This is a genomic window from Pseudomonas sp. ADAK2, from assembly GCF_012935755.1.
GTDB lineage: Bacteria > Pseudomonadota > Gammaproteobacteria > Pseudomonadales > Pseudomonadaceae > Aquipseudomonas.
Genome location: NZ_CP052862.1, coordinates 5,609,883 through 5,631,278, shown reverse-complemented (window position 1 = coordinate 5,631,278; position 21,396 = coordinate 5,609,883). Strand labels below are relative to the sequence as shown.

The following is a 21,396-nucleotide window of genomic DNA, read 5'->3' as shown; positions in this document are numbered from 1 at the left end:
TTTTCAAGGAGCAGAGTATGGATCCGCGCAGTGAAGTACTGCTTCGTCAAGCCGAGTTATTCCAGGGTTCGGTGTTGCTGGCCGGTTTGCCCGCCGACGATTTGCTCGGCCGCCTGCCCGACGCCCATGGCTGGTGCTGGCATGCCGGTGATCAAGCGGCGTTGGACGCACGTTTTGCCGAGCGCAGCCAGTTTGGCGTGAATGCGCCGGAGCGCGAATTCGACACGGCCGTGGTGTTTCTGCCCAAGTCCAAGGACCTGACCGATTACATCCTCAACGCCCTCGCCTCGCGCCTGGCCGGTCGTGAGTTGTACCTGGTCGGTGAAAAACGCAGCGGCATCGAAGGCGCGGCCAAGCAACTGAACCCGTTCGGCAAGCCGCGCAAGCTCGACAGCGCGCGGCATTGCCAGTTGTGGCAGGTCACCGTGGCCAACGCGCCAGAAGCCAAGTCGCTGGAAAGCCTGGCCCAGGAATACGAACTGCCCTTGGCCGAAGGGCCGCTGAAAGTCATCAGTTTGCCGGGGGTGTTCAGCCACGGTCGGCTGGATCGTGGCAGCGCGCTGTTGCTGGAACATCTGGACAAGTTGCCCAGCGGCCACTTGCTCGATTTCGGTTGCGGCGCCGGGGTGTTGGGCGCGGCGGTCAAGCGTCGTTATCCGCACAATCAGGTCACTTTATTGGACGTGGATGCGTTTGCCGCTGCCAGCAGTCGTCTGACCTTGGCCGCCAACGGTCTGGAAGCCGAGGTGATTACCGGTGATGGAATCGATGCCGCGCCAATGGGCTTGAGCGCGATTCTGAGCAACCCACCGTTCCATGTCGGTGTGCACACCGATTATTTCGCAACGGAAAACTTGCTGCGAAAAGCAGCCAAACATCTGAAAAACGGTGGCGAACTGCGCTTGGTCGCCAACAGCTTTCTTAAGTATCAGCCACTGATCGAAGAGCACTTGGGCGTGTGTGCGATCAAGGCTGAAGGACAGGGTTTCCGAATCTACCGGGCCAAGCGCGGCTGATAAATAAGTGCTTGCCTAACGGATTTTGCCTAGGCAGAATCCGCTCCGTCCTAGGGGAGTAGTCTCCCACGAGCGCCATGCTCGTCCGGCATACGTCAACATACTTGGTCAACAGACCATGGCGTATGCGACCCAAGCGTCCGCACAGACGGATCGCCAGGGTTTGACAAGACCTATGACACGAACACCTTACCCGGGGCGGGAAGGCTGTACGTGTCATAGCCGTGTCGACCCGCCCCTTAGGAAAACCCTGATGCTGGATTCTCTTCTCGTTCCCACCGCAATCGTTGCCTTGGCCGAAATCGGCGACAAGACACAACTGCTCGCGCTCATTCTCGCTGCTCGCTTTCGCAAACCCTGGCCGATCATCGCCGGCATCGTCGCCGCGACCCTGGCCAACCACGCGGCAGCCGGTGCGGTAGGTGCCTGGTTCGGCAGTTTCTTCTCGAATGCAACGCTGCACTGGATCCTCGCCGCAAGCTTCACCGCGACGGCACTGTGGACCCTGGTGCCGGACAAGATGGACGACGACGAAGCCAGCACCGCCCGCAAGTTCGGGCCATTCCTGACCACGCTGATCGCGTTCTTCCTCGCCGAGATGGGCGACAAGACCCAGGTCGCCACCGTCATGCTCGCTGCGCAATACCCGGACCTGTGGCTGGTAATCATCGGCACCACCGCCGGGATGTTGATTGCCAACGTGCCGGTGGTACTGGCGGGTAACTTTGCGGCGGACAAACTGCCGTTGACGTTGATCCGTCGACTGGCGGCGTCGGCGTTCTTCGTGCTGGCGATTGTGGCGGTGTACAAGGCGATGCAGAGCAGCGGGTGGGTATAAAAACAGCGGCAAGCTACACGTCATAAGCCGAAAGATTGAAGCAGAGCAGACCCGCTTGACTGATCGTTCCCATGCTCTGCGTGGGAATGCCGCCCTGGACGCTCCGCGTCCGTTTTTGGGGCGTGACGCAGAGCGTCACAGGATGCATTCCCACGCAGAGCGTGGGAACGATCATTAGAAACCTGTCAGGACTTCGAGGCTTTCTCGTACAACGGCATGACCTTCGGAATCGCTGCCTGCAACGAAGCGATACGGCTGGTCGACGCCGGGTGAGTGCTCATGAATTCCGGTGGCGAACCTTCCGAAGCCTTGCTCATCTTGTTCCACAAGGTGATCGCCGCGTTCGGGTTGTAGCCGGCGCGCGCGGCCAGTTCCAGGCCAATCAGGTCGGCCTCGTTTTCATTGGAGCGGCTGTTCGGCAAGGTCATACCGTAGTTGGCCACGGTGTCGGCCAACGCCAGGCTGTCCTGGCCCAGACCGAACAAGGCACCGGCGCCCTGCTTGGCCATCTCGATGCCGTAAGCCTTGGACATCGCTTCACGACCGTGCTCGCGCAAGGCGTGGGCGATTTCGTGGCCCATGACCGCGGCGATTTCATCGTCGGTGAGTTTCAGGCTGTCGATCAGCCCGGTGTAGAAAATGATCTTTCCGCCAGGACCGCAGTTGGCGTTGAGTTCATCGCTCTTGATCAGGTTGACTTCCCACTTCCACTGGGCCGAATCCGGACGGAAGTTCGGCGCCTGGGCAATCAGCCGATTGGCGATCGCCTGCACGCGTTTGGCCTCGGTACTGGTCTTGTCCAGCACCCCTTTGCTCGTCGCCTCGCCTACTGTCTTCTGATAGGACTGGGCATACATCTGGTCGACTTCCTGGCTCGACAGCATGCTGAACATGTACTGCTTGCGCTCAACCCCGACGGCTCCGCCGCTGGTGGTGTTGACCGACTGACAACCGGCGAGCAACAGACCCGCGCTCAATGCACCTGCAACCAATGTCTTGTTCATCAATAAAGCTCCCTGAAAACATGCCGCGTATCGTAGGCGGTGAATGGTATCGGCGCCAGATACAACAGACGTGTAGCACGCACTTTTCAGACAATATCGTCGGCGCCGCAGAAAAAAATTCACAAACGCCCGCAAGCCACACCCGCCGCGCTTCATTTGCGACCTCCAGCACGCCAAAACAGTCATTTCGCCATTACTTGCTCATGGACCCCGAATCTGCGGCCGATACAACAGCGCAGACGTCCTCTTGCGTGCGGAGCACCCATGAAATTCAAGTCAATCCAGTTTTCCGTAGCGGCCCTTGCCGGCGCCATCGTCCTCAGTGTCGTGGCAGCCCTGGTGCTGTACGCGCTGTTTTCCGGTGCCCGGACGCAAGACATGGTCCAGGAACGGACCCAGGCGCAGTTCGAGCAAGTCATCGAGCAGCGCCTGACTTCCCTGGCACAAACCCAGGTCAGCCAGATCCAGCGCGAACTCGAAGCGCCGCTGCTGATTGCCGGGGGGCTGGTGCGGGTCAACGAACTGATCGGCACCCCGGGCGCCGATGGCCAGCCACAGGTGAACATCAGCCGCGAGCAACTGATCAGCCTGATCAAACAGAACGTCAGCCAGAACCCGAAGATTCTCGGCACCTACATCGGCTGGGAAAAAAACGCCCTGGACCATAACGATGCGGCCTACGTCGACACCAAGGTGGCCGGCATCGACGCCGCCAATGGACGCTTCCTGCCGTGGTGGTTCCGCAACGAGGACGGCAGCCTGGGCCTGGACAAACTGGTGGACGTCGACGACCAGAAAACCCTGTCCACCGGCATCCGTGCCAGTGAGTACTACCTGTGCTCGAAAGAGACCAAAAAATCCTGCGTGATCGATCCGGCGCCCTACAAGGTCGGCGACAAAATCGTCATGCTCGCCTCCTTTATTGAACCGATCATGCTCAACGGCGCCTTCCAGGGCATCGTCGGCGCCGACCTGTCGGTGAACTTCATCCAGGAAATGCTCCTGGGCGCCAACCAGAAACTGTACGGCGGCTCGGGCGTGATGGCGCTGATCGGCGGCAATGGCCGGATCGTCGCCTACACCAAGGACCCGAGCAAATTCGGTGAGAAGGTCAGTGACATCCTCGACAGCCAGCAGATTGCCAACATGGCCAATCTCAAGCGTGGCGAAGTGACCTACAGCGTCGACAAGGCCAATGGCCGCATCGAGTTGTACCTGCCGTTCGGCATCGGCCAGACCGACGCCCGCTGGACCCTGATGCTGCAATTGCCGCTGAACGCGGTGATGGCCGACCTGCAAAAACTCCAGGGCGATCTGGATAAGCAGCGCAAATCCGACACCTTCGGCATGGCCATGGTGGGTCTGTTGATCGCTGGTATCGGCTTGCTGGTGATCTGGCTGGTGGGCCACGGCATTGCCCGTCCACTCAAGCAAATGGTGGCCATGCTCGACGACATCGCCCAGGGCGAAGGCGACCTCACCCGTCGCCTGAGCAGCGACCGCGCCGATGAGTTGGGTTCGATCGCCAAGGGCTTCAACACCTTCCTCGCCAAGTTGCAGGCAATGATCACCCAGGTGGTGACGTCGGTGCAGAGCGTCAGCGATTCATCGGAACACACCGCCGACATCGCCATCCGCACCAACATCGGCGTGCACAAGCAGATGGCCGAGATCGATCAAGTGGCCACCGCGGTGCATGAAATGACCGCCACCGCCCAGGACGTGGCGCGCAATGCGACATCGGCGGCGCAGGCGGCCAGCCATGCCGACAAGGCCGCGGCGCAAGGCATGCAGATCGTGCGCGACACCTCGAATTCGATTGGGGTACTGGCGGTTGAAATCGGTAAAGCCGTGGCCGTGGTGCAGACCCTGGCCAAGGACAGCGAGAACATCAACGCGATCCTTACCGCAATTCGCGGGATCGCCGAGCAGACCAACCTGCTGGCGTTGAACGCGGCAATCGAAGCCGCCCGCGCCGGTGAACAGGGCCGTGGTTTTGCCGTAGTCGCCGATGAAGTGCGCAACCTGGCGCAGAAAACCCAGAAGGCCACCGAAGAAATCCAGACCATGATCCAGCAGTTGCAACAAGGTACCCGTGATGTGGTGCGGGTCATGGAAGACAGTCAGAGCCGCACCGATGAAAGCGTGCAGCATGCGGCGAAAGCGGCTGAAGCGCTGGAGACGATTACCCAGGCAGTGTCGGTGATCAACGACATGAACACCCAGATTGCCAGCGCGGCCGAGGAACAGAGCGCGGTGGCGGATGACATCAACCGCAACGTGATCAACATTGGGCAAGTGGCCAATGAAGTGGCCGGCGGGGCGGATGAGTCGAGTGCGGCCAGTGCCGATTTGACCAAGTTGGCGGAACAGCAGCGGCGCTTGATCAATCAGTTCAAGGTTTGAAGTGATCGTTCCCACGCTCTGCGTGGGAATGAATCCCGTGACGCTCTGCGTCACAGTGGACGCGGAGCGTCCGTGGCTGCATTCCCACGCAGAGCGTGAGAACGATCAACCCGGGGTCAAACACTCCGGCCCATTGAGCTTCGGATCATTCACCAGGTTCGCCAGCACCCGCTCGCGCAACGCGGCAGGTTCACCGGCCAGCAACCCCTGCAGCACATGCAACGGCGTCTCGGGATCCAGCCAGGCGGCCTGCCCTGCTTCATCAAGGATCAATGGCCGACGCTGACTCGCCGCCGGCTGAGTGATCACCGCCGTACTCAACCACACCTGTTCCTGCACCGGATACGCTTCCCAGATCGCCGCGAAAAACAGCGCCGAGCCCTCCCCCGGCGTCAACCAATACGGGCGCTTGCGCGTGGTGCCGCGCCATTCGTAGAAACCATTGGCCGGCAACAGGCAGCGGCGTTCGCGCAGGGCCTGGCGGAACATGGGCTGTTCGGCCACGGTTTCGGCCCGGGCATGGGCCGGGGTGCGCGACAAGTCGGTCAGCCATGGCGGCGTCAAGCCCCAGCGGGCACGGGCCAACTCACGCTGGCCGTCCGTGCCGGCACGCAGCATCAACACCGAATCGTTGGGAGAAATATTCCACTGGGCCTGCTGATCGGCGGGGAAGCCAGGCAGGGCCGCGAAGGCGGGGTTCCAGCGAAACAGGGCATAACGTCCACACATGGGGCAACACGACTCTTGATAAAACGACCGTCAGCCTAACAGACCAGCGTGCCGGGAAAACTTTCCGGTTCATCACCGGGCATCGGCAGCGCGGCATTGTAGGCGGTGATCAGTTCCCGGGCGTACTCGGCCTGATCGTTATCCACTGACAAACCCAGTAAACCGTAGATCGGCAATTCGCCGGTGCCGCCAAGCAAATCCCGCCCCACCAGATGCGCTTCGATGCCCTCGCTGGCCAGCATGCCTTGCAACAACTCGCCTTCCATCAGGTTTTCCGGTTCGTAGATTCGCTGCATCAGGCGCCCCTTTCATTCGTTCTCGCTATGAACTTCGAGCAACCATTCCTGACCATCGGTTTGCAGGACAAACGTGATTGGCCTGCAACACACCGGACAATCCTCGATATAGGTCTGATCGCCGCCGGACAAATCCAGCACGGCCTCGGCCTCTTCACCACAATACGGACATTCGTAGCGCTCGGTTTCCAGCATCGCGGTCTCCCAGGTGACTTGTGCGTATAATCGCCGGTCTATTTGCAGGGCTATTTTTGTCTGGCTACCTTTTCAGACCGTGCCCCGTTGGTTTTCGATCAAAACCTTTACTTACCCTAGCCGTTTCTAACAAGAGAGCATGATGGGCGAATTCGATGCCATCCGACCTTACGACGACAGCGAAGTCCCAGCGGTGCTGGCGCGGCTGCTCGGCGACAAGGCGCTTCTAGATATCCTCATTCACTTTCGCTTCCCGCGTTATGCCGGTGCTTTCGGCTGGATGCTCAAACCTCTTATAGCTCATCGGCTGCGCCGTGAGTTCGCCGGCGTCAACTCGGTGGCCACTTTGCAAGACAAGGTCGAGGTTTACGTCGACCACACCATCGAGCGCGCCACCGACGGTGTCACCTACACCGGCGTCGAGCAATTCAAGTCCGGCAGTGCCTACCTGTTTATCGCCAATCACCGCGATATCGTGATGGACCCGGCCTTCGTCAACTATGCCGTGTACCACGCCGGCCTGCCGACACCGCGCATCGCCATCGGCGACAACCTGCTGCAAAAGCCATTTGTCAGCGATCTGATGCGCCTGAACAAGAGCTTCATCGTGCACCGTTCGATCACCGGTCGCCGCGAGAAGATGGCGGCTTACCAATTGCTGTCGGCCTACATCAACCACTCGATCCGCAACGACTGCGCCTCGATCTGGATCGCGCAGGCCGAAGGCCGGGCCAAGGACGGCGACGACCGCACCGAGTCGGCGATCCTCAAGATGTTCCACATGAGCCGCAAGGACGAGCCGTTCGGCGAAGTGATCCAGTCGCTGAACGTGACCCCGGTGTCGATCAGCTACGAATACGACCCGTGCGACCAGGCCAAGGCCCGCGAGCTGTTCATCCGCGCCACCACTGGCAGCTACAGCAAAGTGCCGGGCGAGGACGATGTGAGCATCGCCAAGGGCATTACCGGCTACAAGGGCCGGGTCCACGTGAACTTCGCCGCGCCGATCACCGAGCTGTTTGACGACACCAAGCAGTTGGCGATCGAGATGGACAAGCAGATCCTCGGCGGTTACCGGTTGTTCCCGGTGCATTACCTGGCGTATGCGCAGTGGAAGGATGCGGATCCGCAGTTGCAGGTGCCGAAAGCCGCCGAGGTGTTCGCGGCGGATGAACTGACCAAGGCGCAGGAAGAATGGCAGCGCCGGCTAGAGGCCTGCCCTGAGGAACATCGACCGTTCCTGGTGTTGCAATATGCGACGCCGGTGAGGAATCAGTATCGGGTGAAGGCTGGGTTGCCGCTTTAAGCGACAAGATCAAAAGATCGCAGCCTCGTTGCACTCGACAGCGCCTACAGGATGAATGCGATCCCATGTAGGAGCTGTCGAGTGCAACGAGGCTGCGGTCTTTTGCTTTTAGCGATTCAGAAGCGGGTACTGACCCACGAAACCACCAGCGCCACGCCCAGGCAGGCAAAACCGAATCGATAGAAAAACCGGTTCATGCGCTGGGTGGCGCCATCGAGCATCAACATCGCGTCATCGCCACGACGGCTCTGGGTATGCGCCTCAAGCACCGCCAGCGCACGCTGTTCGCGGCGACGGGTGGCATGCAGCAGCCAGCAGCCCGGGAAGGCAATCAGCAAGGCCAGCAGGTTGATCAACTTGGCGGGATGGTTGGTAAACAACGAAATCAAATGCAACGACATCACGGACCTCGGGCAAAACTGACGTGGCAGACGCCGAACCGGCGACCGCGGCGCGGATTCTACCGAAAGCGTGCGACAAATAACGAACCATTGGGCCGATTGCTGTCTTGTGTCATGGCGTCGTCATCTGAATGCGCCAGTCTGTCGCCCCTCGAAACCGACACAGAGCACAGCATGCTGCACGCCGAAAACCAGGACCGCCTCTACCTCATCGCCCAAAGTGACGAACAGCAGAATCTCGTCGGCAGCCTCGCCTTCAACGTTCAGGACCGCCATTGGCTGGTGTATTGCGCCCTCGGCGGGCATCAGCATGCCGACTTGCCGGAGACGGATTTGCTGACGGGCGTGAGCGTGCTGGATTTCTACTCTCAAGCCGCATAAGCCCCTTGTAGGAGCGAGGCTTGCCCGCGAAGGCGGCGCAACATCCAACATTGATATCGGCTGACACACCGCTTTCGCGGGCAAGCCTCGCGCCTATAAGGGATCGCGGCGGGCATGAAAAAGCCCGGGGCCATCACTGGCACCCGGGCTTTTTTGCCTCTCGCGAACGCTTATTCGCCGAGAATCTGACCCACGGTCGGGTCCTTGAACAGACGCGTCAGGGCATCGCTCAACACATCGCTAACCAGCTTAGTGTTGGTTTCCTGGTTCGGCGCCATGCCGAAACGCTGGTCCAGGGAAGCACCGTAACGACCGCTATAGCGACGATTGGCGTTCTGCACGTCGGAGCGGAAGGTCGCGCCGATGGTGGCTTCCGTCACGTACATGCCTTCTTTAGGCGACTGGTACTTCAGCTCGGCCAGGGTCACGGTCAGTTGCGGCGCGTTCATGCCGTTGGACACCGGGGTGAAACCCAGCAAACGCACGGCGGCTTCGGCCTGGGCCTGCAACTTCGGCAGGATCTGCGCGCCCTGCACGGTGATCGCGCTGGTCTCAGGGTACAGACCGCCACGGGTGCCCAGGGTTGGCGACGGACGACCGTCCACCACACGCACCACCACTTGCTGGCCATGGCCAACCGCCGCCAGCTGAGTGGTCAACTTTGGCTCCGGGTTCAGTTGTTGCGGGCTGTGGGCGCAGCCAACCAGGGTCAAACTGGTCACAGTGATCAAACCGAACAACAGGCGTTGCAACATGCTCTTCTCTCCAGAATCAGGCACAAACAGGCCCGCAGTATAGCGGTGGGCCATCGTCGCGAACTAGCGTCTCGCAACGATTGCTGAAAACTCTGACAAACCCCGCACCAGCCGGTTCCTGTCACACAGCTGTCACCGCTCATACACATTGGCGTCACGGCCTGCTGGCAACCTTCACAGCAGTCACCCCACAAGGTACTTCGCCATGCGTTATCTGATCTCGCTGTTCGCTCCACGCCCGTTGCACCGCAGCTTTGCCTTGCTTGATCGCAATGGTCATTGCCAGGCCTTCAAGCAGTGCAGCCTCCAGCCGATGGGCGATGGCTGGGTCGAAATCGAAGAAATCCGCCTCAACTGGCTGCACCATCCCCTGCCCCCGAGCGCCCGCATTCGGCAGAGTCAGCCTCGCTCACGAGTGCAGGCGCTGTTGTCCATCTGACCAGACGCCTAATAAAAGTCATTATTCACGACCATTTCCCCGCGTTTCTTAGATACAATCTCCCCCCGATTATAAGGACGTCTCCTGATCGGGCCTCGCAGCACCGTCAATGCTCCGGTATTGGCACCCCGCACCGCCCACAGAGAGCCGCCCACACAGATCGAGTGAAGCTGGCGCGCTTGCTGTTCCCTGAGCAAAACCCCCACTTTTCGCGAATCTGCAGAGCTGTCATTACGCTCGGTCACTGAGCTGTTTGCCCGTTTTGCCTGTCATGTACTCCATGGCGGCAATCCATCCGGGCACGGTGCCAGGCTGGGGCAGCCCTTTTTTGAGGTTCACGTCTTCAAAAGAGCGTGAAAAAAACGGGTTTTCACAACTTCACAAGAGTGTGGCGAGCAAATGAATAGTTTTGCGTCTGAACATGCACCATTAGCGTCTGAAACAGCCCAACGACACAGGAACGGGTACGCCTCGAATACCGGAGCCTGAAGCCTGTCCGCTACGGATTTGGTTGCACAAACGGATGTCTCGACCATAAGTCGAATTGCCAGTCGTGTGCTGAAATGAGTTCATATCACTCATAGGCCCGGCCGGTAGCGTCCGTCGAAGTTGCGAAAAATTGCGAAGATTCGGACATGGCGATCCTGGCCATGGGTACTTGGGGCATCACTGACACGCCCCGGAACGCCTGGCAGCTATGCCGACAATTTGGTGCTGCAGATTTTGGAGACGCGTTAAATGGCGCATAACGAAGCAGTCGACGTAGTACTCGTAGGGGCCGGCATCATGAGTGCCACCCTCGCTGTACTGCTCAAAGAGCTCGACCCCGCGATCAAGCTGGAAGTCGTCGAGCTGATGGATTCGGGTGCCGCGGAGAGTTCCAACCCGTGGAACAACGCCGGGACCGGTCACGCCGGGCTGTGTGAGCTCAACTACACGCCGCAGGCCGCCGACGGCACCGTCGACATCAAGAAAGCCGTGCACATCAACACCCAGTTCGAAGTGTCGAAGCAGTTCTGGTCGTACCTGACCAGGAAAAGCACTTTCGGCTCGTGCAAGACCTTCATCAGCCCGGTGCCGCACCTGAGCTTCGTGCAGGGCGACAGCGGCGTGTCCTTCCTCAAGTCACGCTTCAATGTGCTGAGCAAGCACCACGCCTTTTCCGACATGGAATACACCGAAGACAAAGCCAAGATGGCCGAGTGGATGCCGCTGATGATGCCGGGCCGTTCGCCCGACGAAGTCCTCGCCGCCACCCGCGTGATGAACGGCACCGACGTCAACTTCGGCGCCCTGACCAATCAATTGCTCAAGCACCTGACCAGCGCACCCGATGCCCAGGTCAAGTACTGCAAGCGCGTGACCGGCCTGAAGCGTAACGGCAGCGGCTGGACCGTCAGCATCAAGGACGTCAACAGCGGCAATACCCGTGAAGTCGACGCCAGGTTCGTCTTCCTCGGCGCGGGTGGCGCGGCATTGCCGTTGTTGCAGGCGTCGGGCATCGAGGAAAGCAAAGGCTTTGGCGGCTTCCCGATCAGCGGCCAATGGCTGCGTTGCGACAACCCGGAAGTGGTCAAGCACCACCAGGCCAAGGTCTACAGCCAGGCGGCCGTGGGCTCGCCACCGATGTCGGTGCCGCACCTGGACACCCGCGTGGTCGACGGCAACAAGTCCCTGCTGTTCGGGCCATACGCCGGTTTCACCACCAAGTTCCTCAAGCACGGCTCCTTCATGGACCTGCCGCTGTCGGTTCGCGCCGGCAACATCGGCCCGATGCTGGCCGTGGCGAAAAACAACATGGACCTGACCAAGTACCTGGTCAGCGAAGTGATGCAGTCGATGGAACAGCGCCTGGAATCCCTGCGCCGCTTCTACCCGGAAGCGAAAGCCGAAGACTGGCGCCTGGAAGTGGCCGGCCAACGGGTGCAGATCATCAAGAAAGACCCGAAAAAAGGCGGCGTCCTGCAGTTCGGTACCGAACTGGTTGCGGCCAAGGACGGTTCTTTGGCGGCATTGCTCGGCGCTTCGCCAGGTGCTTCGGTGACCGTTTCGATCATGCTGGAACTGATCGAAAAATGTTTCCCGAACAAAGCCTCCGGTGAGTGGGCGGCCAAGCTGGCGGAAATCTTCCCGGCTCGGGAAAAAGTCCTGGAAACCGACGCTGCGCTGTATCGCAAGATCAACGCGCACAACAACGTCGCGCTGGAACTGGTTGAAGCCAGTAACGAGACCGAAAGCTACGCTTGATTCGGTCCCACAAAAAACGCCCCGTTCTCAGTGAGAGCGGGGCGTTTTTTTGTGCGCCTGAAAAGATCCTTGTGGCGAGGGAGCTTGCTCCCGCTTGAGTGCGCAGCACTCACAAAATCTCCGTTGCTCGCAGAATATTGGGGCCGCTTCGCAGCCCAGCGGGAGCAAGCTCCCTCGCCACAGGTGCCGGAGTGTCTGGAATTAACCGCGAACCTTGGCGATCAACTCGATGTACTCGGCCGCATTGCGCTGATCCTTGATCACCGCGACGAAATCATTACCGTGCTCATCCTTGCCGTCCAGGTCAAACCCGGCAGCGACGAAAAACGTCAGGAAGCGCTCGAAGTCGTCGATGCGCAGGCCGCGATAGGCCTTGATCAGTTTGTGCAGGGATGGGGAAGTGGCGTCGACCGGTTCAAAATCGAGGAACAGTTTGATTTGTTCATCGCCGATCTCGTCACCAATCACTTGCTTCTTATCTTTACGCATTGCCGACTCCAGCTCGCAGACATTTCACGGGGCGGGCAGTTTACCCCTCGATTGCCGCCAGGCTCAACGCGAACGCACGCTGCCAGTGTGCAGATCGGCCCAGACATGGCCGTTGGCGTAGCTGAGGAACTGGCAATACACCGTGTCATTGCGCAGCAGATCGATCACCACCCGGTATTGAGAGACGGGGTAGTAGAGCGTCAGGGTTTTGCTCTTTTCGTCGTAGATCGGCTTTTTCAGGCTTTTGCTTTCGCCGTCGAAGTTGACCAGCACCTGAGTGATGGTCGCACCTTTGTTCAGGGATTTGCCCTTGAGGCGGATCAGCAGCGGCGACGTCACCGGGATCGGTTGCTGGGTCGATTGGCGCTGACTGCCCACCACGACGGAATAATCGGTGACTTGCAGCAGTTGTTGCTGCTCCGGTTCGGCGTCATGCAGGGTCAGGTCGTCCGGCGGCAGGAACTGCGCGTGCATCGGCGCCGGGGCGGCGGCCAGGGGCAGGCTGAGGGTCAGCAACAGGGCGGCGCAGCTGCGGATCAAAAGGCTCATGACGGGCTCCGGAGGGCGGGCTGAGCACTGTAGCAGCTGCCGAAGGCTGCGTCCGGCGGCGAAGCCGACGTGAAATCAAACACTGCGGTTGTCAGTGAAATCGTGGAGTCAGGATTACGACGGCTTCGCCGCCGGACGCAGGCTGCGCCAGCTGCTACAGAGCCAGCGCATACCGCGACGGGTTTACATGCCTTTAACGGCAAAAATCCCGTTGGCGTTACGCCAGTAGCCTTTGTAGTCCATGCCGTAGCCGAAGATGTAGCGATCGATGCATGGCAGACCAACGAAATCGGCTTTGAGGTCCGGGCGAGCCTTGCGGTCGTGGTCCTTGTCGATCAGTACGGCAGTGTGCACGGCGCGGGCGCCGGCGTGTTTGCAGTAGTCGATGATCGCGCCCAGGGTGTGCCCTTCATCGAGAATGTCGTCGATGATCAGCACGTCGCGGTCGAGGAACGAGACTTCCGGCTTGGCTTTCCAGAACAGGTCGCCGCCGCTGGTTTCGTTGCGATAACGGGTGGCGTGCAGGTAGGACGCTTCCAGCGGGAAGTGCAGATGGGTGAGCAGTTTGCCGGCGAAAATCAGCCCGCCGTTCATCACGCAGAACACCACTGGGTTAGTGTCAGCCAGCTGTTCGTTGATGTGTGCACCGACACGGGCGATGGCCGCCTCGACTTCAGCTTCGGTGTACAGGCAGTCAGCCTCTCGCATGATTTGACGGATATGCTCGAGATCAGCAGGCATGGCGCTCTCCAGGAGGGACGGATTCGGGAAAAGCGGGCAAAGGTACGCATCCAGCACGGCCGAATCAAGCGTTTGTGGACTAACGTACTGTATGTCTATAGGACAACACCCTCGGATAGATTAATCTAGGCCGGTTTTTTTGCCCGCCGCCGGAGCCTTTCCCCATGCCCATCCAAGAGATCCGCCATCCGCTGATCCGTCATAAACTTGGCCTTATGCGCCGCGCAGACATTAGCACGAAGAATTTCCGTGAGCTTGCTCAGGAAGTCGGTGCCCTGCTGACCTATGAAGCTACTAAAGACCTGCCGCTTGAAACCTACGATATCGAAGGTTGGGCCGGTACCGTGTCGGTCGAGAAAATCGCCGGCAAGAAAATTACCGTGGTGCCGATCCTGCGCGCCGGTATCGGCATGCTCGAAGGCGTGCTGAGCCTGATCCCGGGCGCCAAAGTCAGCGCCGTGGGCGTGGCCCGCAACGAAGAAACCCTGCAGGCCCACACCTACCTGGAAAAACTGGTTCCGGAAATCAACGAACGCCTGGCGATGATCATCGACCCGATGCTCGCCACCGGCAGTTCCATGGTCGCCACCATCGACCTGCTGAAAAAGGCCGGTTGCCGGGACATCCGCGCGATGGTGCTGGTCGCCGCCCCCGAAGGCATCGCCGCCGTCGAGAAAGCGCACCCGGACGTGATGATCTACACCGCGTCCATTGACGAAAGACTCAACGAGCACGGCTACATCATCCCAGGCCTGGGTGATGCCGGTGACAAGATCTTCGGCACCAAGCAGAAGGACGCTTGAGCATGCAGGAAGAGTTCAACGATCCGCTCTGGCGCACAGTGCTGTCGGGTGCGCAGATGCTGTTCGTGGCGTTCGGCGCCCTGGTGTTGATGCCGCTGATTACCGGCCTTGATCCGAACGTGGCGCTGTTCACCGCCGGCCTGGGAACGATTCTGTTCCAGATCGTCACCGGGCGTCAGGTGCCGGTGTTCCTGGCGTCGAGCTTTGCCTTCATCACCCCGATCATCCTCGCCAAGGGCCAGTTCGGCCTCGCGGCGACCATGGGCGGTGTGATGGCGGCCGGTTTCGTCTACACCTTCCTCGGCCTGGCCGTGAAGATCAAAGGCACCGGGTTCATCGACCGTTTGCTGCCACCGGTGGTGATTGGTCCGGTGATCATTTCCATCGGCCTGGCCATGGCGCCGATTGCCGCCAACATGGCGATGGGCAAGGCTGGCGACGGCTCGGAGCTGATTCATTACCAGACCGCGATGCTAATCTCGATGCCCGCGCTGCTGACCACGCTGATCGTCGCGGTATTCGGCAAAGGCATTTTCCGCCTGGTGCCGATCATCTCCGGCGTGCTGGTGGGTTTTGCCATGGCGTTCTACTTCGGCGTGGTCGACACGGCGAAGATTGCCGCGGCACCGTGGTTCGCGATTCCGCACTTCACCGCGCCGGAGTTCAACTGGCAGGCGATTCTGTTCATCGTCCCGGTTGCGCTGGCCCCGGCCATCGAGCACATCGGCGGCGTGATTGCGGTCGGTAGCGTGACCGGTCGCGATTACCTGAAGAAACCCGGCCTGCACCGCACCCTGCTCGGCGATGGCATTGCCACCACCGCTGCAGGCCTGTTCGGCGGCCCGCCCAACACCACCTACGCCGAAGTGACCGGCGCGGTGATGCTGACCAAGAACTACAACCCGAAAATCATGACCTGGGCGGCAATCTTTGCCATCAGCCTGGCGTTTGTCGGCAAGTTCGGTGCGCTGCTGCAAAGCATTCCGGTGCCGGTGATGGGCGGGATTCTGTGCCTGTTGTTCGGTTCGATCGCGGCGGTGGGCATGAACACGCTGATTCGCCACAAGATCGACCTGGGCGAGGCGCGCAATCTGGTGATTGTCTCGGTGACTCTGGTGTTCGGGATCGGCGGTGTGCTGGTCGGCACCGGTACTGGTCCGGACGACTTCGGCCTCAAAGGCATCGCGCTGTGCGCGGTGGTGGCGATTGCGCTGAACCTGTTGCTGCCGGGCAATGACAGCTGGAAGCACAAGAAGGCGGATGAGCCTTTGCTGTAACCGCTTCTGATCGTTCCCACGCTCTGGTCTGCGTGGGAACGATCATTACAACGCCAACGGCGCTCGCTCGCACAACGCATTCAACGCCTTCGCCCACTGCGGATCATCGTTGAGGCACGGCACCAGCACCAACTCCTCCCCTCCCGCTTCGCGGAACTGTTCCAACCCACGATCCCCGATTTCTTCCAGAGTCTCGATGCAATCGGCGACGAACGCCGGGCACATCACCAGGATCTTCTTCACGCCACTTTTTCCCAACTCATCGAGGCGTGCTTCGGTGTAGGGTTCGATCCACTTCGCTCGCCCCAGACGCGACTGGAACGATACCGACCACTTGCCATCCGGTAAGCCCATGCGCTTGGCGAACTCCGCCGCCGTGCGCAGGCATTGGGCGCGGTAGCAGGTCGCCAAAACCGCCGGCGAGGCGTTCTTGCAGCAGTCTTCATTCTTGAAGCAATGCTGACCGGTCGGATCGAGCTTGGTCAGGTGCCGTTCCGGCAAACCGTGGAAACTCAGCAGCAGGTGATCATAATCCTGCGCCAGATAAGGCCTGGCGCTGGCGACCAGCGCATCGAGGTATTCCGGCTGATCGTAGAACGGCTGGAGAATCGAGAGCTGCAGATCGAGTTTCTTCTCGCGTACCACCCGTTTGGCTTCCTCGATCACCGTGGTCACGGTGCTGTCGGCGAACTGTGGATAAAGTGGCGCAAGGGTGATGCGCTTGTGTCCCTGAGCAACCAGTTGCAGCAGTTTCGACTCGATGGACGGCTCGCCATAACGCATCGCCAGCTCGACGGGGCCATGGGTCCACTGGGCGGTCATGGCCTGTTGCAGACGTTTGCTCAGCACCACCAGTGGCGAGCCCTCCTCCCACCAGATCGAGGCGTAGGCGTGGGCCGACTGCTCCGGACGCTTGAACAGGATCAGCGACACCAGCAAGCGGCGCACCGGCCACGGCAGGTCGATCACATACGGGTCCATCAGAAATTGATTGAGGTAACTGCGCACATCCGCCACCGAAGTGGAGGCCGGTGAGCCCAGGTTGACCAGAAGCAACGCGTGATCGGTCATGCAACGTCCTATTTCAGAGGCGGCTGGACAGATCGTCCAGGGCCGCGCGTAAATCAGTGAACTGGAATGTGAAACCCGCTTCCAGCAAGCGCGCCGGCACAGCCTTCTGGCCGCCGAGCAACAGCAATGACATCTCGCCCAGGCCGACCTTCAACGCCAGCGCCGGCATGGGCATGAACGCCGGGCGGTGCAACACGCTGCCCAGCGTCTTGGCAAATTCGCGATTGCGCACCGGTTTGGGCGCGCAGGCATTATATGGACCGCTGGCGTCATTGCGATGCAGAAGAAAATCAATCAGGGCGATTTGATCCTTGATATGAACCCACGGCATCCACTGCCGACCATTGCCGATCGGCCCGCCCAGCCCCAGTTTGAACGGCAGCAACAACCGCGACAAAAAGCCGCCCTCGGCCGACACCACCAACCCGGTGCGCACCAGAACCACCCGAATGCCCAAGGCCTCGGCACGCTGGGCGGTTTCCTCCCAGGCGATGCACAACTGGCTGGCGAAATCATCGATCACCGGCGGCGAGTCCTCGGTCAACTCGCGCTCGCCACCGTCGCCATACCAGCCCACCGCCGAACCGGAAATCAGCACCTGGGGTTTCTGCTCGCGGGTTTCGAGCCAGGCCAGCAGAGATTCGGTCAAGGAGATGCGACTGCTCCACAGCAACGCCTTGCGCCGGGTCGTCCACCAACGATCGCCAATCGGCGCGCCCGCCAGATTGATAATGGCATCGAGCGGTTCCTCGCCAAGGTCTTCGAGTCGGGCTATCCCTCGCACCTGAGCTCCACAGATTTTCGCGACTTTTTCCGGAGAACGACTCCACACCGTCAGGCGATGCCCCTGACTCAACCAGTGATGGCAGAGCTGACGTCCTATCAAACCAGTACCGCCGGTCAGCAATATGTGCATGACTTCTTCCTCGCGTGGCGTTTTACCTTGATCACTAGTCTATTTTTATAAGCAGGGATCTTTGGTATCGGGCAGTGTCTGTGTTTAACAATAGGCCAAGCTGTCAGAACGAGAACGCTAAAAGTTATACCAAAAAACAATATTGTACAGGTTTAAACCACGGCGTAGTCTGTACAGAAAGGTAAACGAGGCCCCTATGACTGTACCTATCGCAATCATCGGCACCGGCATCGCCGGGCTCTCAGCCGCCCAGGCCCTAACGGAGGCCGGGCATGTCGTTCAACTTTTCGATAAAAGCCGTGGCAGCGGCGGACGCATGTCGAGCAAGCGCAGTGACGCCGGTGCTCTGGACATGGGTGCGCAGTATTTCACGGCCCGTGACCGGCGCTTCGTCACCGAAGTGCAGCGCTGGCAAGCCAATGGCTGGGTCGCCGAGTGGACGCCGCAGCTCTATACGTTCCAGGGCGGCCAGCTCAACCTCTCGCCGGACGAACAGACGCGCTGGGTCGGCACCCCACGCATGAGCGCCATCACCCGCGCGCTGCTCGGTGACCTGGAAGTGCATTTCGCCTGCCGCATCACGGAAGTCTATCGCGGTGAAGAGCACTGGCATCTGCAGGACGCCGAAGGCTTCACTCATGGCCCATTCAGTCATGTGGTGATCGCGACGCCGGCGCCTCAGGCGACCGCGTTGCTGGCCTCGGCGCCGAAACTCGCGGGTGCCGCCGCCGGGGTCAAAATGGACCCGACCTGGGCCATCGCCCTCGCCTTCGACAAACCGTTGGATACGCCCATGGAAGGTTGCTTCGTGCAGGACAGCCCCCTCGACTGGCTGGCCCGCAACCGCAGCAAACCCGGGCGCGACAACACGCTCGACACGTGGGTATTGCACGCCACCAGCACCTGGAGCCGGCAACATATCGACCTGCCCAAGGAAGCCGTGATCGAGCAACTGCACGGTGCGTTCGCCGAGTTGCTGCACAGCGCCATGCCCGCTCCGACCTTCAGCCTCGCCCACCGCTGGCTCTACGCCCGCCCTGCCAGCAGTCATGAATGGGGCGTGCTGGCCGATGCCGATCTGGGTTTGTATGTGTGTGGCGACTGGTGCCTGTCCGGTCGCGTCGAAGGGGCCTGGCTCAGCGGCCAGGAAGCCGCCCGCCGCTTGCACGCGCACCTGCAGTGAACCGCCTCAATCCCGCGAAATTGCTGCTGTCGAAATGGACAGCAGCCCAACCGAAAAACCGCGAAAAACATTTTCTGGTGACGCAGCTGTTCCGCGATGAGGACGGCACGGTGCTGGCGGTTGAGTTGCAGGCGGTGTTGACTCAACGCAGTGAGCGCATTGATTGGCAGACCCTGCGAGACAAATCCCTCTGGCAAATGGGCTGGACGTAGGAAGCTGCCGAAGACTGCGATCTGATCGTTCCCATGCTCCGCGTGGGAATGCCTCTTGGGACGCTCCGCGTCCAGTGACGCGGAGCGTCACGGGCTGCATTCCCACGCAGAGCGTGGGAACGATCTACCTCCCGAAAAAACCTATACAAATAATTTGACTTGTACAGCTTCGAATCTATGATGAAGATTATGTTGTACAGAGCCGTCACTCTGTACAGGTTCAGATTCGAGGTGCTTCGATGTCCATTGCCCCCGCCAAACCGAAAATCGCGATCAGCGCCTGCCTGATGGGTGCCGAGGTGCGCTTCAACGGCGGGCACAAGGAATCGCGGCTGTGCAGTCGCACCCTCACTGATTATTTCGATTTCGTCCCGGTGTGCCCGGAAGTCGCCATCGGCCTCGGTATCCCCCGCGAACCGATCCGCCTGGTGGGCGATCCCGACCGTCCCGAAGCCATCGGCACGGTCAACCCCGAGATCAACGTCACCCAATCCCTCGCTGCATACGGTCAGCAAATGGCGGCCGAACTGGATGACATCTGCGGCTACATCTTCATGCAGAAATCGCCGTCCTGCGGCCTGTTGCGGGTCAAGGTCTACCACGCCAACGGCGCTTCGGTGGACGGCGGTGGTCGCGGCATCTACGCCCAGGCCTTTTGCGAACAACATCCGGATTTGCCAGTGGAAGAAGACGGTCGCCTCAACGACCCGGTATTGCGGGAAAACTTCCTCACCCGAGTCTTTGCCTACAGCGCCTGGCAACAATTGCTCAAGGAAGGTCTGACCCGCCGCGGCCTGATCGACTTTCACTCGCGCTACAAGTACCTGCTGATGGCCCATAACCCGGTGCAATACAAAACCCTCGGCAACTTGCTGGGCAACATGGGCCAGACCGATCCGCAAGCACTCGGCCCGCGCTATTTCAGCGAGCTGATGGAGGCGCTGAAAAAATGCGCCACCCGCCGCACTCATACCAACGTCCTGCAACATATCAGTGGTTATCTCAAACAGGCCCTCAGCGCTGAAGACAAACAGGAAATGCAACACGTCATCGGCCAGTACCGCCACGGCATCGTACCGCTGGTGGTGCCTTTGACGCTGCTTAAGCACTACTTCCGCCAACACCCGGATCCGTACATCGCGCAACAGGTTTACCTGCAACCGCACCCGGAAAACCTCAGCCTGCGAAATGCGATCTAAATGAAAATCCCACTCGACAGCAGTGCCAGCGAAGACCTCGGCGCCGACTTCAAGAAAGCCCTGGACGAAGGCTGGCTGCCGATTCGTGAAGTGGCGCGCCAGACCGGGGTCAACGCCATTACCCTGCGCGCCTGGGAACGGCGCTACGGCCTGATCGTGCCGCAACGCACACCCAAGGGGCATCGGTTGTTCTCCGCCGAGCACGTGCAACGGATTTTGACGATCCTGACCTGGCTCAATCGCGGCGTTGCCGTCAGCCAGGTCAAGCAACTGCTCGATACCCCGCAAGCCTTCACCGATCCGGTGGAAAACGATTGGCAACGGCTGCGCCACACACTGCTTCAAGCCGTCACGCTACTGAACGAACGCACCCTCGACGATACCGTCAACCAGGCCATGGCGCTGTACCCGCCACGGACCTTGTGTGAACAACTGCTGATGCCGTTATTGACCGAATTGGAACAACGCTGGCAGGGGCAGTTCGGCGCGCACATGGAGCGCGTGTTCTTTTATTCCTGGTTACGCAGCAAATTCGGCGCGCGCATCTACCATAACAACCGTCAGTTGCACGCCGCACCGCTGCTGTTAATCAATCATTCGGATCTGCCACTCGAACCTCACGTGTGGCTCACCGCGTGGCTGATCAGCAGCGCCGATTGCCCGGTGGAAGTGTTCGACTGGCCATTGCCGGCCGGCGAACTCGCACTGGCGGTCGAACACCTGCAAGCCCGTGGCGTACTGCTGTATTCCAGCAAAGCCATGAACCTTGCGCAGCTGCCGAAACTTTTGAATGGCGTCAGTTGCCCAAAAATGATTGCCGGAGCAACGGTGTGCATCCACCACGCCGAGTTGTCGGTAAAAACCACTGAAATCGCTGATTTGTTCCTGGCCGAAGATCCCTTGTCGGCGCATCAGGATCTCGTTCAGCGTGGGCTGATTTAAT

24 protein-coding genes, 1 pseudogene and 1 riboswitch are annotated in these 21,396 nt (G+C 60.1%); of the genes and pseudogenes, 14 read left to right on the top strand and 11 right to left on the bottom strand.

Features of this window, described 5'->3' with window-relative positions; translation table 11 throughout:
* Positions 1 to 17: 17 nt before the first annotated feature.
* Both HKK52_RS25925 and HKK52_RS25920 read left to right on the top strand, forming a co-directional pair.
* A complete protein-coding gene (locus HKK52_RS25925; protein WP_169373121.1) occupies positions 18 to 1,016 on the top strand; it encodes a class I SAM-dependent methyltransferase in 999 nt (332 codons plus the stop codon).
* A gap of 40 nt (positions 1,017 to 1,056) precedes the next feature.
* Positions 1,057 to 1,181: riboswitch (yybP-ykoY riboswitch) on the top strand.
* An 88-nt stretch (positions 1,182 to 1,269) separates the two neighbouring features.
* Positions 1,270 to 1,854 (top strand): TMEM165/GDT1 family protein, encoded by a 585-nt coding sequence (locus HKK52_RS25920; protein ID WP_054045620.1) that lies wholly within the window; start codon positions 1,270 to 1,272, stop codon positions 1,852 to 1,854.
* A 185-nt stretch (positions 1,855 to 2,039) separates the two neighbouring features.
* Here HKK52_RS25920 and HKK52_RS25915 read toward each other — a convergent pair whose 3' ends face one another.
* Positions 2,040 to 2,858: a M48 family metallopeptidase gene (locus HKK52_RS25915; RefSeq protein WP_169373120.1), complete on the bottom strand. Its 819-nt coding sequence runs from the start codon at positions 2,856 to 2,858 to the stop codon at positions 2,040 to 2,042.
* Between the two features lie 264 nt (positions 2,859 to 3,122).
* Between HKK52_RS25915 and HKK52_RS33060 the strand changes: the two are divergent.
* Positions 3,123 to 4,409: pseudogene (locus HKK52_RS33060) on the top strand (HAMP domain-containing protein); the annotation flags it as partial.
* Positions 4,410 to 4,421: 12 nt separating this feature from the next.
* On the top strand, positions 4,422 to 5,264 hold the full coding sequence (locus HKK52_RS33055; protein ID WP_442962295.1) for a methyl-accepting chemotaxis protein: 843 nt from the start codon (positions 4,422 to 4,424) through the stop codon (positions 5,262 to 5,264).
* Positions 5,265 to 5,369: 105 nt separating this feature from the next.
* Here HKK52_RS33055 and HKK52_RS25905 read toward each other — a convergent pair whose 3' ends face one another.
* From HKK52_RS25905 to HKK52_RS25895, 3 genes are read right to left on the bottom strand one after another with little or no spacing between them, the layout of a single operon-like run.
* Positions 5,370 to 5,993 carry an SOS response-associated peptidase gene (locus HKK52_RS25905; protein WP_054045626.1) on the bottom strand — a complete coding sequence of 208 codons (624 nt, stop codon included), beginning with the start codon at positions 5,991 to 5,993 and terminating at the stop codon, positions 5,370 to 5,372.
* Positions 5,994 to 6,028: 35 nt separating this feature from the next.
* Complete coding sequence (locus HKK52_RS25900) at positions 6,029 to 6,289, bottom strand: putative signal transducing protein (protein ID WP_123509219.1); 261 nt, start codon at positions 6,287 to 6,289, stop codon at positions 6,029 to 6,031.
* Between the two features lie 12 nt (positions 6,290 to 6,301).
* Complete coding sequence (locus HKK52_RS25895) at positions 6,302 to 6,484, bottom strand: CPXCG motif-containing cysteine-rich protein (protein ID WP_008153387.1); 183 nt, start codon at positions 6,482 to 6,484, stop codon at positions 6,302 to 6,304.
* A gap of 142 nt (positions 6,485 to 6,626) precedes the next feature.
* On the opposite strand from HKK52_RS25895, the gene HKK52_RS25890 reads away from it, so the two are divergent.
* Positions 6,627 to 7,790, top strand: a complete 1,164-nt coding sequence (locus tag HKK52_RS25890) for a 1-acyl-sn-glycerol-3-phosphate acyltransferase (protein ID WP_178117465.1) — start codon at positions 6,627 to 6,629, stop codon at positions 7,788 to 7,790.
* A 116-nt stretch (positions 7,791 to 7,906) separates the two neighbouring features.
* Here HKK52_RS25890 and HKK52_RS25885 read toward each other — a convergent pair whose 3' ends face one another.
* Positions 7,907 to 8,191 (bottom strand): hypothetical protein, encoded by a 285-nt coding sequence (locus HKK52_RS25885; protein ID WP_169373117.1) that lies wholly within the window; start codon positions 8,189 to 8,191, stop codon positions 7,907 to 7,909.
* A 174-nt stretch (positions 8,192 to 8,365) separates the two neighbouring features.
* Here HKK52_RS25885 and HKK52_RS25880 point away from each other — a divergent pair, with 174 nt between their 5' ends.
* Positions 8,366 to 8,572 carry a hypothetical protein gene (locus HKK52_RS25880; RefSeq protein WP_010458215.1) on the top strand — a complete coding sequence of 69 codons (207 nt, stop codon included), beginning with the start codon at positions 8,366 to 8,368 and terminating at the stop codon, positions 8,570 to 8,572.
* Between the two features lie 170 nt (positions 8,573 to 8,742).
* Here HKK52_RS25880 and HKK52_RS25875 read toward each other — a convergent pair whose 3' ends face one another.
* Positions 8,743 to 9,327 carry a YajG family lipoprotein gene (locus tag HKK52_RS25875; protein WP_169373116.1) on the bottom strand — a complete coding sequence of 195 codons (585 nt, stop codon included), beginning with the start codon at positions 9,325 to 9,327 and terminating at the stop codon, positions 8,743 to 8,745.
* A gap of 205 nt (positions 9,328 to 9,532) precedes the next feature.
* On the opposite strand from HKK52_RS25875, the gene HKK52_RS25870 reads away from it, so the two are divergent.
* Both HKK52_RS25870 and mqo read left to right on the top strand, forming a co-directional pair.
* Complete coding sequence (locus HKK52_RS25870; protein WP_169373115.1) at positions 9,533 to 9,766, top strand: hypothetical protein; 234 nt, start codon at positions 9,533 to 9,535, stop codon at positions 9,764 to 9,766.
* 738 nt (positions 9,767 to 10,504) lie between these two features.
* Positions 10,505 to 12,013 (top strand): malate dehydrogenase (quinone), encoded by a 1,509-nt coding sequence (gene mqo / locus HKK52_RS25865; RefSeq protein ID WP_169373114.1) that lies wholly within the window; start codon positions 10,505 to 10,507, stop codon positions 12,011 to 12,013.
* A gap of 201 nt (positions 12,014 to 12,214) precedes the next feature.
* Here the strand turns inward: mqo and HKK52_RS25860 are convergent, their stop codons facing one another.
* The 3 genes from HKK52_RS25860 to HKK52_RS25850 form a co-directional block, all read right to left on the bottom strand.
* Positions 12,215 to 12,502, bottom strand: a complete 288-nt coding sequence (locus HKK52_RS25860) for a PA4642 family protein (RefSeq protein WP_169373113.1) — start codon at positions 12,500 to 12,502, stop codon at positions 12,215 to 12,217.
* 63 nt (positions 12,503 to 12,565) lie between these two features.
* Entirely contained in the window at positions 12,566 to 13,051 is a 486-nt protein-coding gene (locus tag HKK52_RS25855; protein ID WP_169373112.1) for a hypothetical protein, read from the bottom strand.
* Positions 13,052 to 13,234: 183 nt separating this feature from the next.
* Positions 13,235 to 13,792 carry a hypoxanthine-guanine phosphoribosyltransferase gene (locus HKK52_RS25850; RefSeq protein ID WP_133840271.1) on the bottom strand — a complete coding sequence of 186 codons (558 nt, stop codon included), beginning with the start codon at positions 13,790 to 13,792 and terminating at the stop codon, positions 13,235 to 13,237.
* 164 nt (positions 13,793 to 13,956) lie between these two features.
* Between HKK52_RS25850 and upp the strand changes: the two genes are divergently transcribed.
* Positions 13,957 to 14,595, top strand: coding sequence for a uracil phosphoribosyltransferase (gene upp, locus HKK52_RS25845; RefSeq protein WP_123410117.1), 639 nt, complete (start codon positions 13,957 to 13,959; stop codon positions 14,593 to 14,595).
* Positions 14,596 to 14,597: 2 nt separating this feature from the next.
* The gene (locus HKK52_RS25840) at positions 14,598 to 15,872 is read left to right on the top strand and encodes a uracil-xanthine permease family protein (protein ID WP_121757255.1); all 1,275 of its coding nucleotides are present in this window, start codon (positions 14,598 to 14,600) and stop codon (positions 15,870 to 15,872) included.
* A gap of 45 nt (positions 15,873 to 15,917) precedes the next feature.
* On the opposite strand, the gene hemH is transcribed toward HKK52_RS25840, so the two are convergent.
* Complete coding sequence (gene hemH / locus HKK52_RS25835) at positions 15,918 to 16,943, bottom strand: ferrochelatase (protein ID WP_169373111.1); 1,026 nt, start codon at positions 16,941 to 16,943, stop codon at positions 15,918 to 15,920.
* A 13-nt stretch (positions 16,944 to 16,956) separates the two neighbouring features.
* Complete coding sequence (locus tag HKK52_RS25830) at positions 16,957 to 17,859, bottom strand: TIGR01777 family oxidoreductase (protein WP_169373110.1); 903 nt, start codon at positions 17,857 to 17,859, stop codon at positions 16,957 to 16,959.
* A gap of 196 nt (positions 17,860 to 18,055) precedes the next feature.
* Between HKK52_RS25830 and HKK52_RS25825 the strand changes: the two genes are divergently transcribed.
* The 4 genes from HKK52_RS25825 to HKK52_RS25810 all read left to right on the top strand — a co-directional run bounded on the left by HKK52_RS25825 (position 18,056) and on the right by HKK52_RS25810 (position 21,395).
* The gene (locus tag HKK52_RS25825) at positions 18,056 to 19,042 is read left to right on the top strand and encodes an NAD(P)/FAD-dependent oxidoreductase (RefSeq protein ID WP_169373109.1); all 987 of its coding nucleotides are present in this window, start codon (positions 18,056 to 18,058) and stop codon (positions 19,040 to 19,042) included.
* Positions 19,039 to 19,254, top strand: coding sequence for a TIGR02450 family Trp-rich protein (locus HKK52_RS25820; RefSeq protein WP_169373108.1), 216 nt, complete (start codon positions 19,039 to 19,041; stop codon positions 19,252 to 19,254). The genes HKK52_RS25825 and HKK52_RS25820 overlap by 4 nt, the downstream gene beginning before the upstream one ends.
* Before the next feature lie 239 nt (positions 19,255 to 19,493).
* A complete protein-coding gene (locus tag HKK52_RS25815; protein ID WP_169373107.1) occupies positions 19,494 to 20,453 on the top strand; it encodes a YbgA family protein in 960 nt (319 codons plus the stop codon).
* Positions 20,454 to 21,395: a MerR family transcriptional regulator gene (locus tag HKK52_RS25810; RefSeq protein ID WP_169373106.1), complete on the top strand. Its 942-nt coding sequence runs from the start codon at positions 20,454 to 20,456 to the stop codon at positions 21,393 to 21,395.
* The last annotated feature ends 1 nt before the right edge of the window (position 21,396 follow it).

Bases quoted from the DNA above. Each gene is read 5' to 3' on its own strand.
- HKK52_RS25920 (WP_054045620.1), top strand. From the start codon at position 1,270: ATGCTGGATTCTCTTCTCGTTCCCACCGCAATCGTTGCCTTGGCCGAA.
- HKK52_RS25830 (WP_169373110.1), bottom strand. From the start codon at position 17,859: ATGCACATATTGCTGACCGGCGGTACTGGTTTGATAGGACGTCAGCTC.
- HKK52_RS25815 (WP_169373107.1), top strand. From the start codon at position 19,494: ATGTCCATTGCCCCCGCCAAACCGAAAATCGCGATCAGCGCCTGCCTG.
- hemH (WP_169373111.1), bottom strand. From the start codon at position 16,943: ATGACCGATCACGCGTTGCTTCTGGTCAACCTGGGCTCACCGGCCTCC.
- HKK52_RS25825 (WP_169373109.1), top strand. From the start codon at position 18,056: ATGACTGTACCTATCGCAATCATCGGCACCGGCATCGCCGGGCTCTCA.
- HKK52_RS25840 (WP_121757255.1), top strand. From the start codon at position 14,598: ATGCAGGAAGAGTTCAACGATCCGCTCTGGCGCACAGTGCTGTCGGGT.
- upp (WP_123410117.1), top strand. From the start codon at position 13,957: ATGCCCATCCAAGAGATCCGCCATCCGCTGATCCGTCATAAACTTGGC.
- HKK52_RS25870 (WP_169373115.1), top strand. From the start codon at position 9,533: ATGCGTTATCTGATCTCGCTGTTCGCTCCACGCCCGTTGCACCGCAGC.
- HKK52_RS25810 (WP_169373106.1), top strand. From the start codon at position 20,454: ATGAAAATCCCACTCGACAGCAGTGCCAGCGAAGACCTCGGCGCCGAC.
- HKK52_RS25850 (WP_133840271.1), bottom strand. From the start codon at position 13,792: ATGCCTGCTGATCTCGAGCATATCCGTCAAATCATGCGAGAGGCTGAC.
- mqo (WP_169373114.1), top strand. From the start codon at position 10,505: ATGGCGCATAACGAAGCAGTCGACGTAGTACTCGTAGGGGCCGGCATC.
- HKK52_RS25890 (WP_178117465.1), top strand. From the start codon at position 6,627: ATGGGCGAATTCGATGCCATCCGACCTTACGACGACAGCGAAGTCCCA.
- HKK52_RS25895 (WP_008153387.1), bottom strand. From the start codon at position 6,484: ATGCTGGAAACCGAGCGCTACGAATGTCCGTATTGTGGTGAAGAGGCC.
- HKK52_RS25900 (WP_123509219.1), bottom strand. From the start codon at position 6,289: ATGCAGCGAATCTACGAACCGGAAAACCTGATGGAAGGCGAGTTGTTG.
- HKK52_RS25875 (WP_169373116.1), bottom strand. From the start codon at position 9,327: ATGTTGCAACGCCTGTTGTTCGGTTTGATCACTGTGACCAGTTTGACC.
- HKK52_RS25915 (WP_169373120.1), bottom strand. From the start codon at position 2,858: ATGAACAAGACATTGGTTGCAGGTGCATTGAGCGCGGGTCTGTTGCTC.
- HKK52_RS25905 (WP_054045626.1), bottom strand. From the start codon at position 5,993: ATGTGTGGACGTTATGCCCTGTTTCGCTGGAACCCCGCCTTCGCGGCC.
- HKK52_RS25860 (WP_169373113.1), bottom strand. From the start codon at position 12,502: ATGCGTAAAGATAAGAAGCAAGTGATTGGTGACGAGATCGGCGATGAA.
- HKK52_RS25855 (WP_169373112.1), bottom strand. From the start codon at position 13,051: ATGAGCCTTTTGATCCGCAGCTGCGCCGCCCTGTTGCTGACCCTCAGC.
- HKK52_RS25925 (WP_169373121.1), top strand. From the start codon at position 18: ATGGATCCGCGCAGTGAAGTACTGCTTCGTCAAGCCGAGTTATTCCAG.
- HKK52_RS33055 (WP_442962295.1), top strand. From the start codon at position 4,422: ATGATCACCCAGGTGGTGACGTCGGTGCAGAGCGTCAGCGATTCATCG.
- HKK52_RS25880 (WP_010458215.1), top strand. From the start codon at position 8,366: ATGCTGCACGCCGAAAACCAGGACCGCCTCTACCTCATCGCCCAAAGT.
- HKK52_RS25885 (WP_169373117.1), bottom strand. From the start codon at position 8,191: ATGTCGTTGCATTTGATTTCGTTGTTTACCAACCATCCCGCCAAGTTG.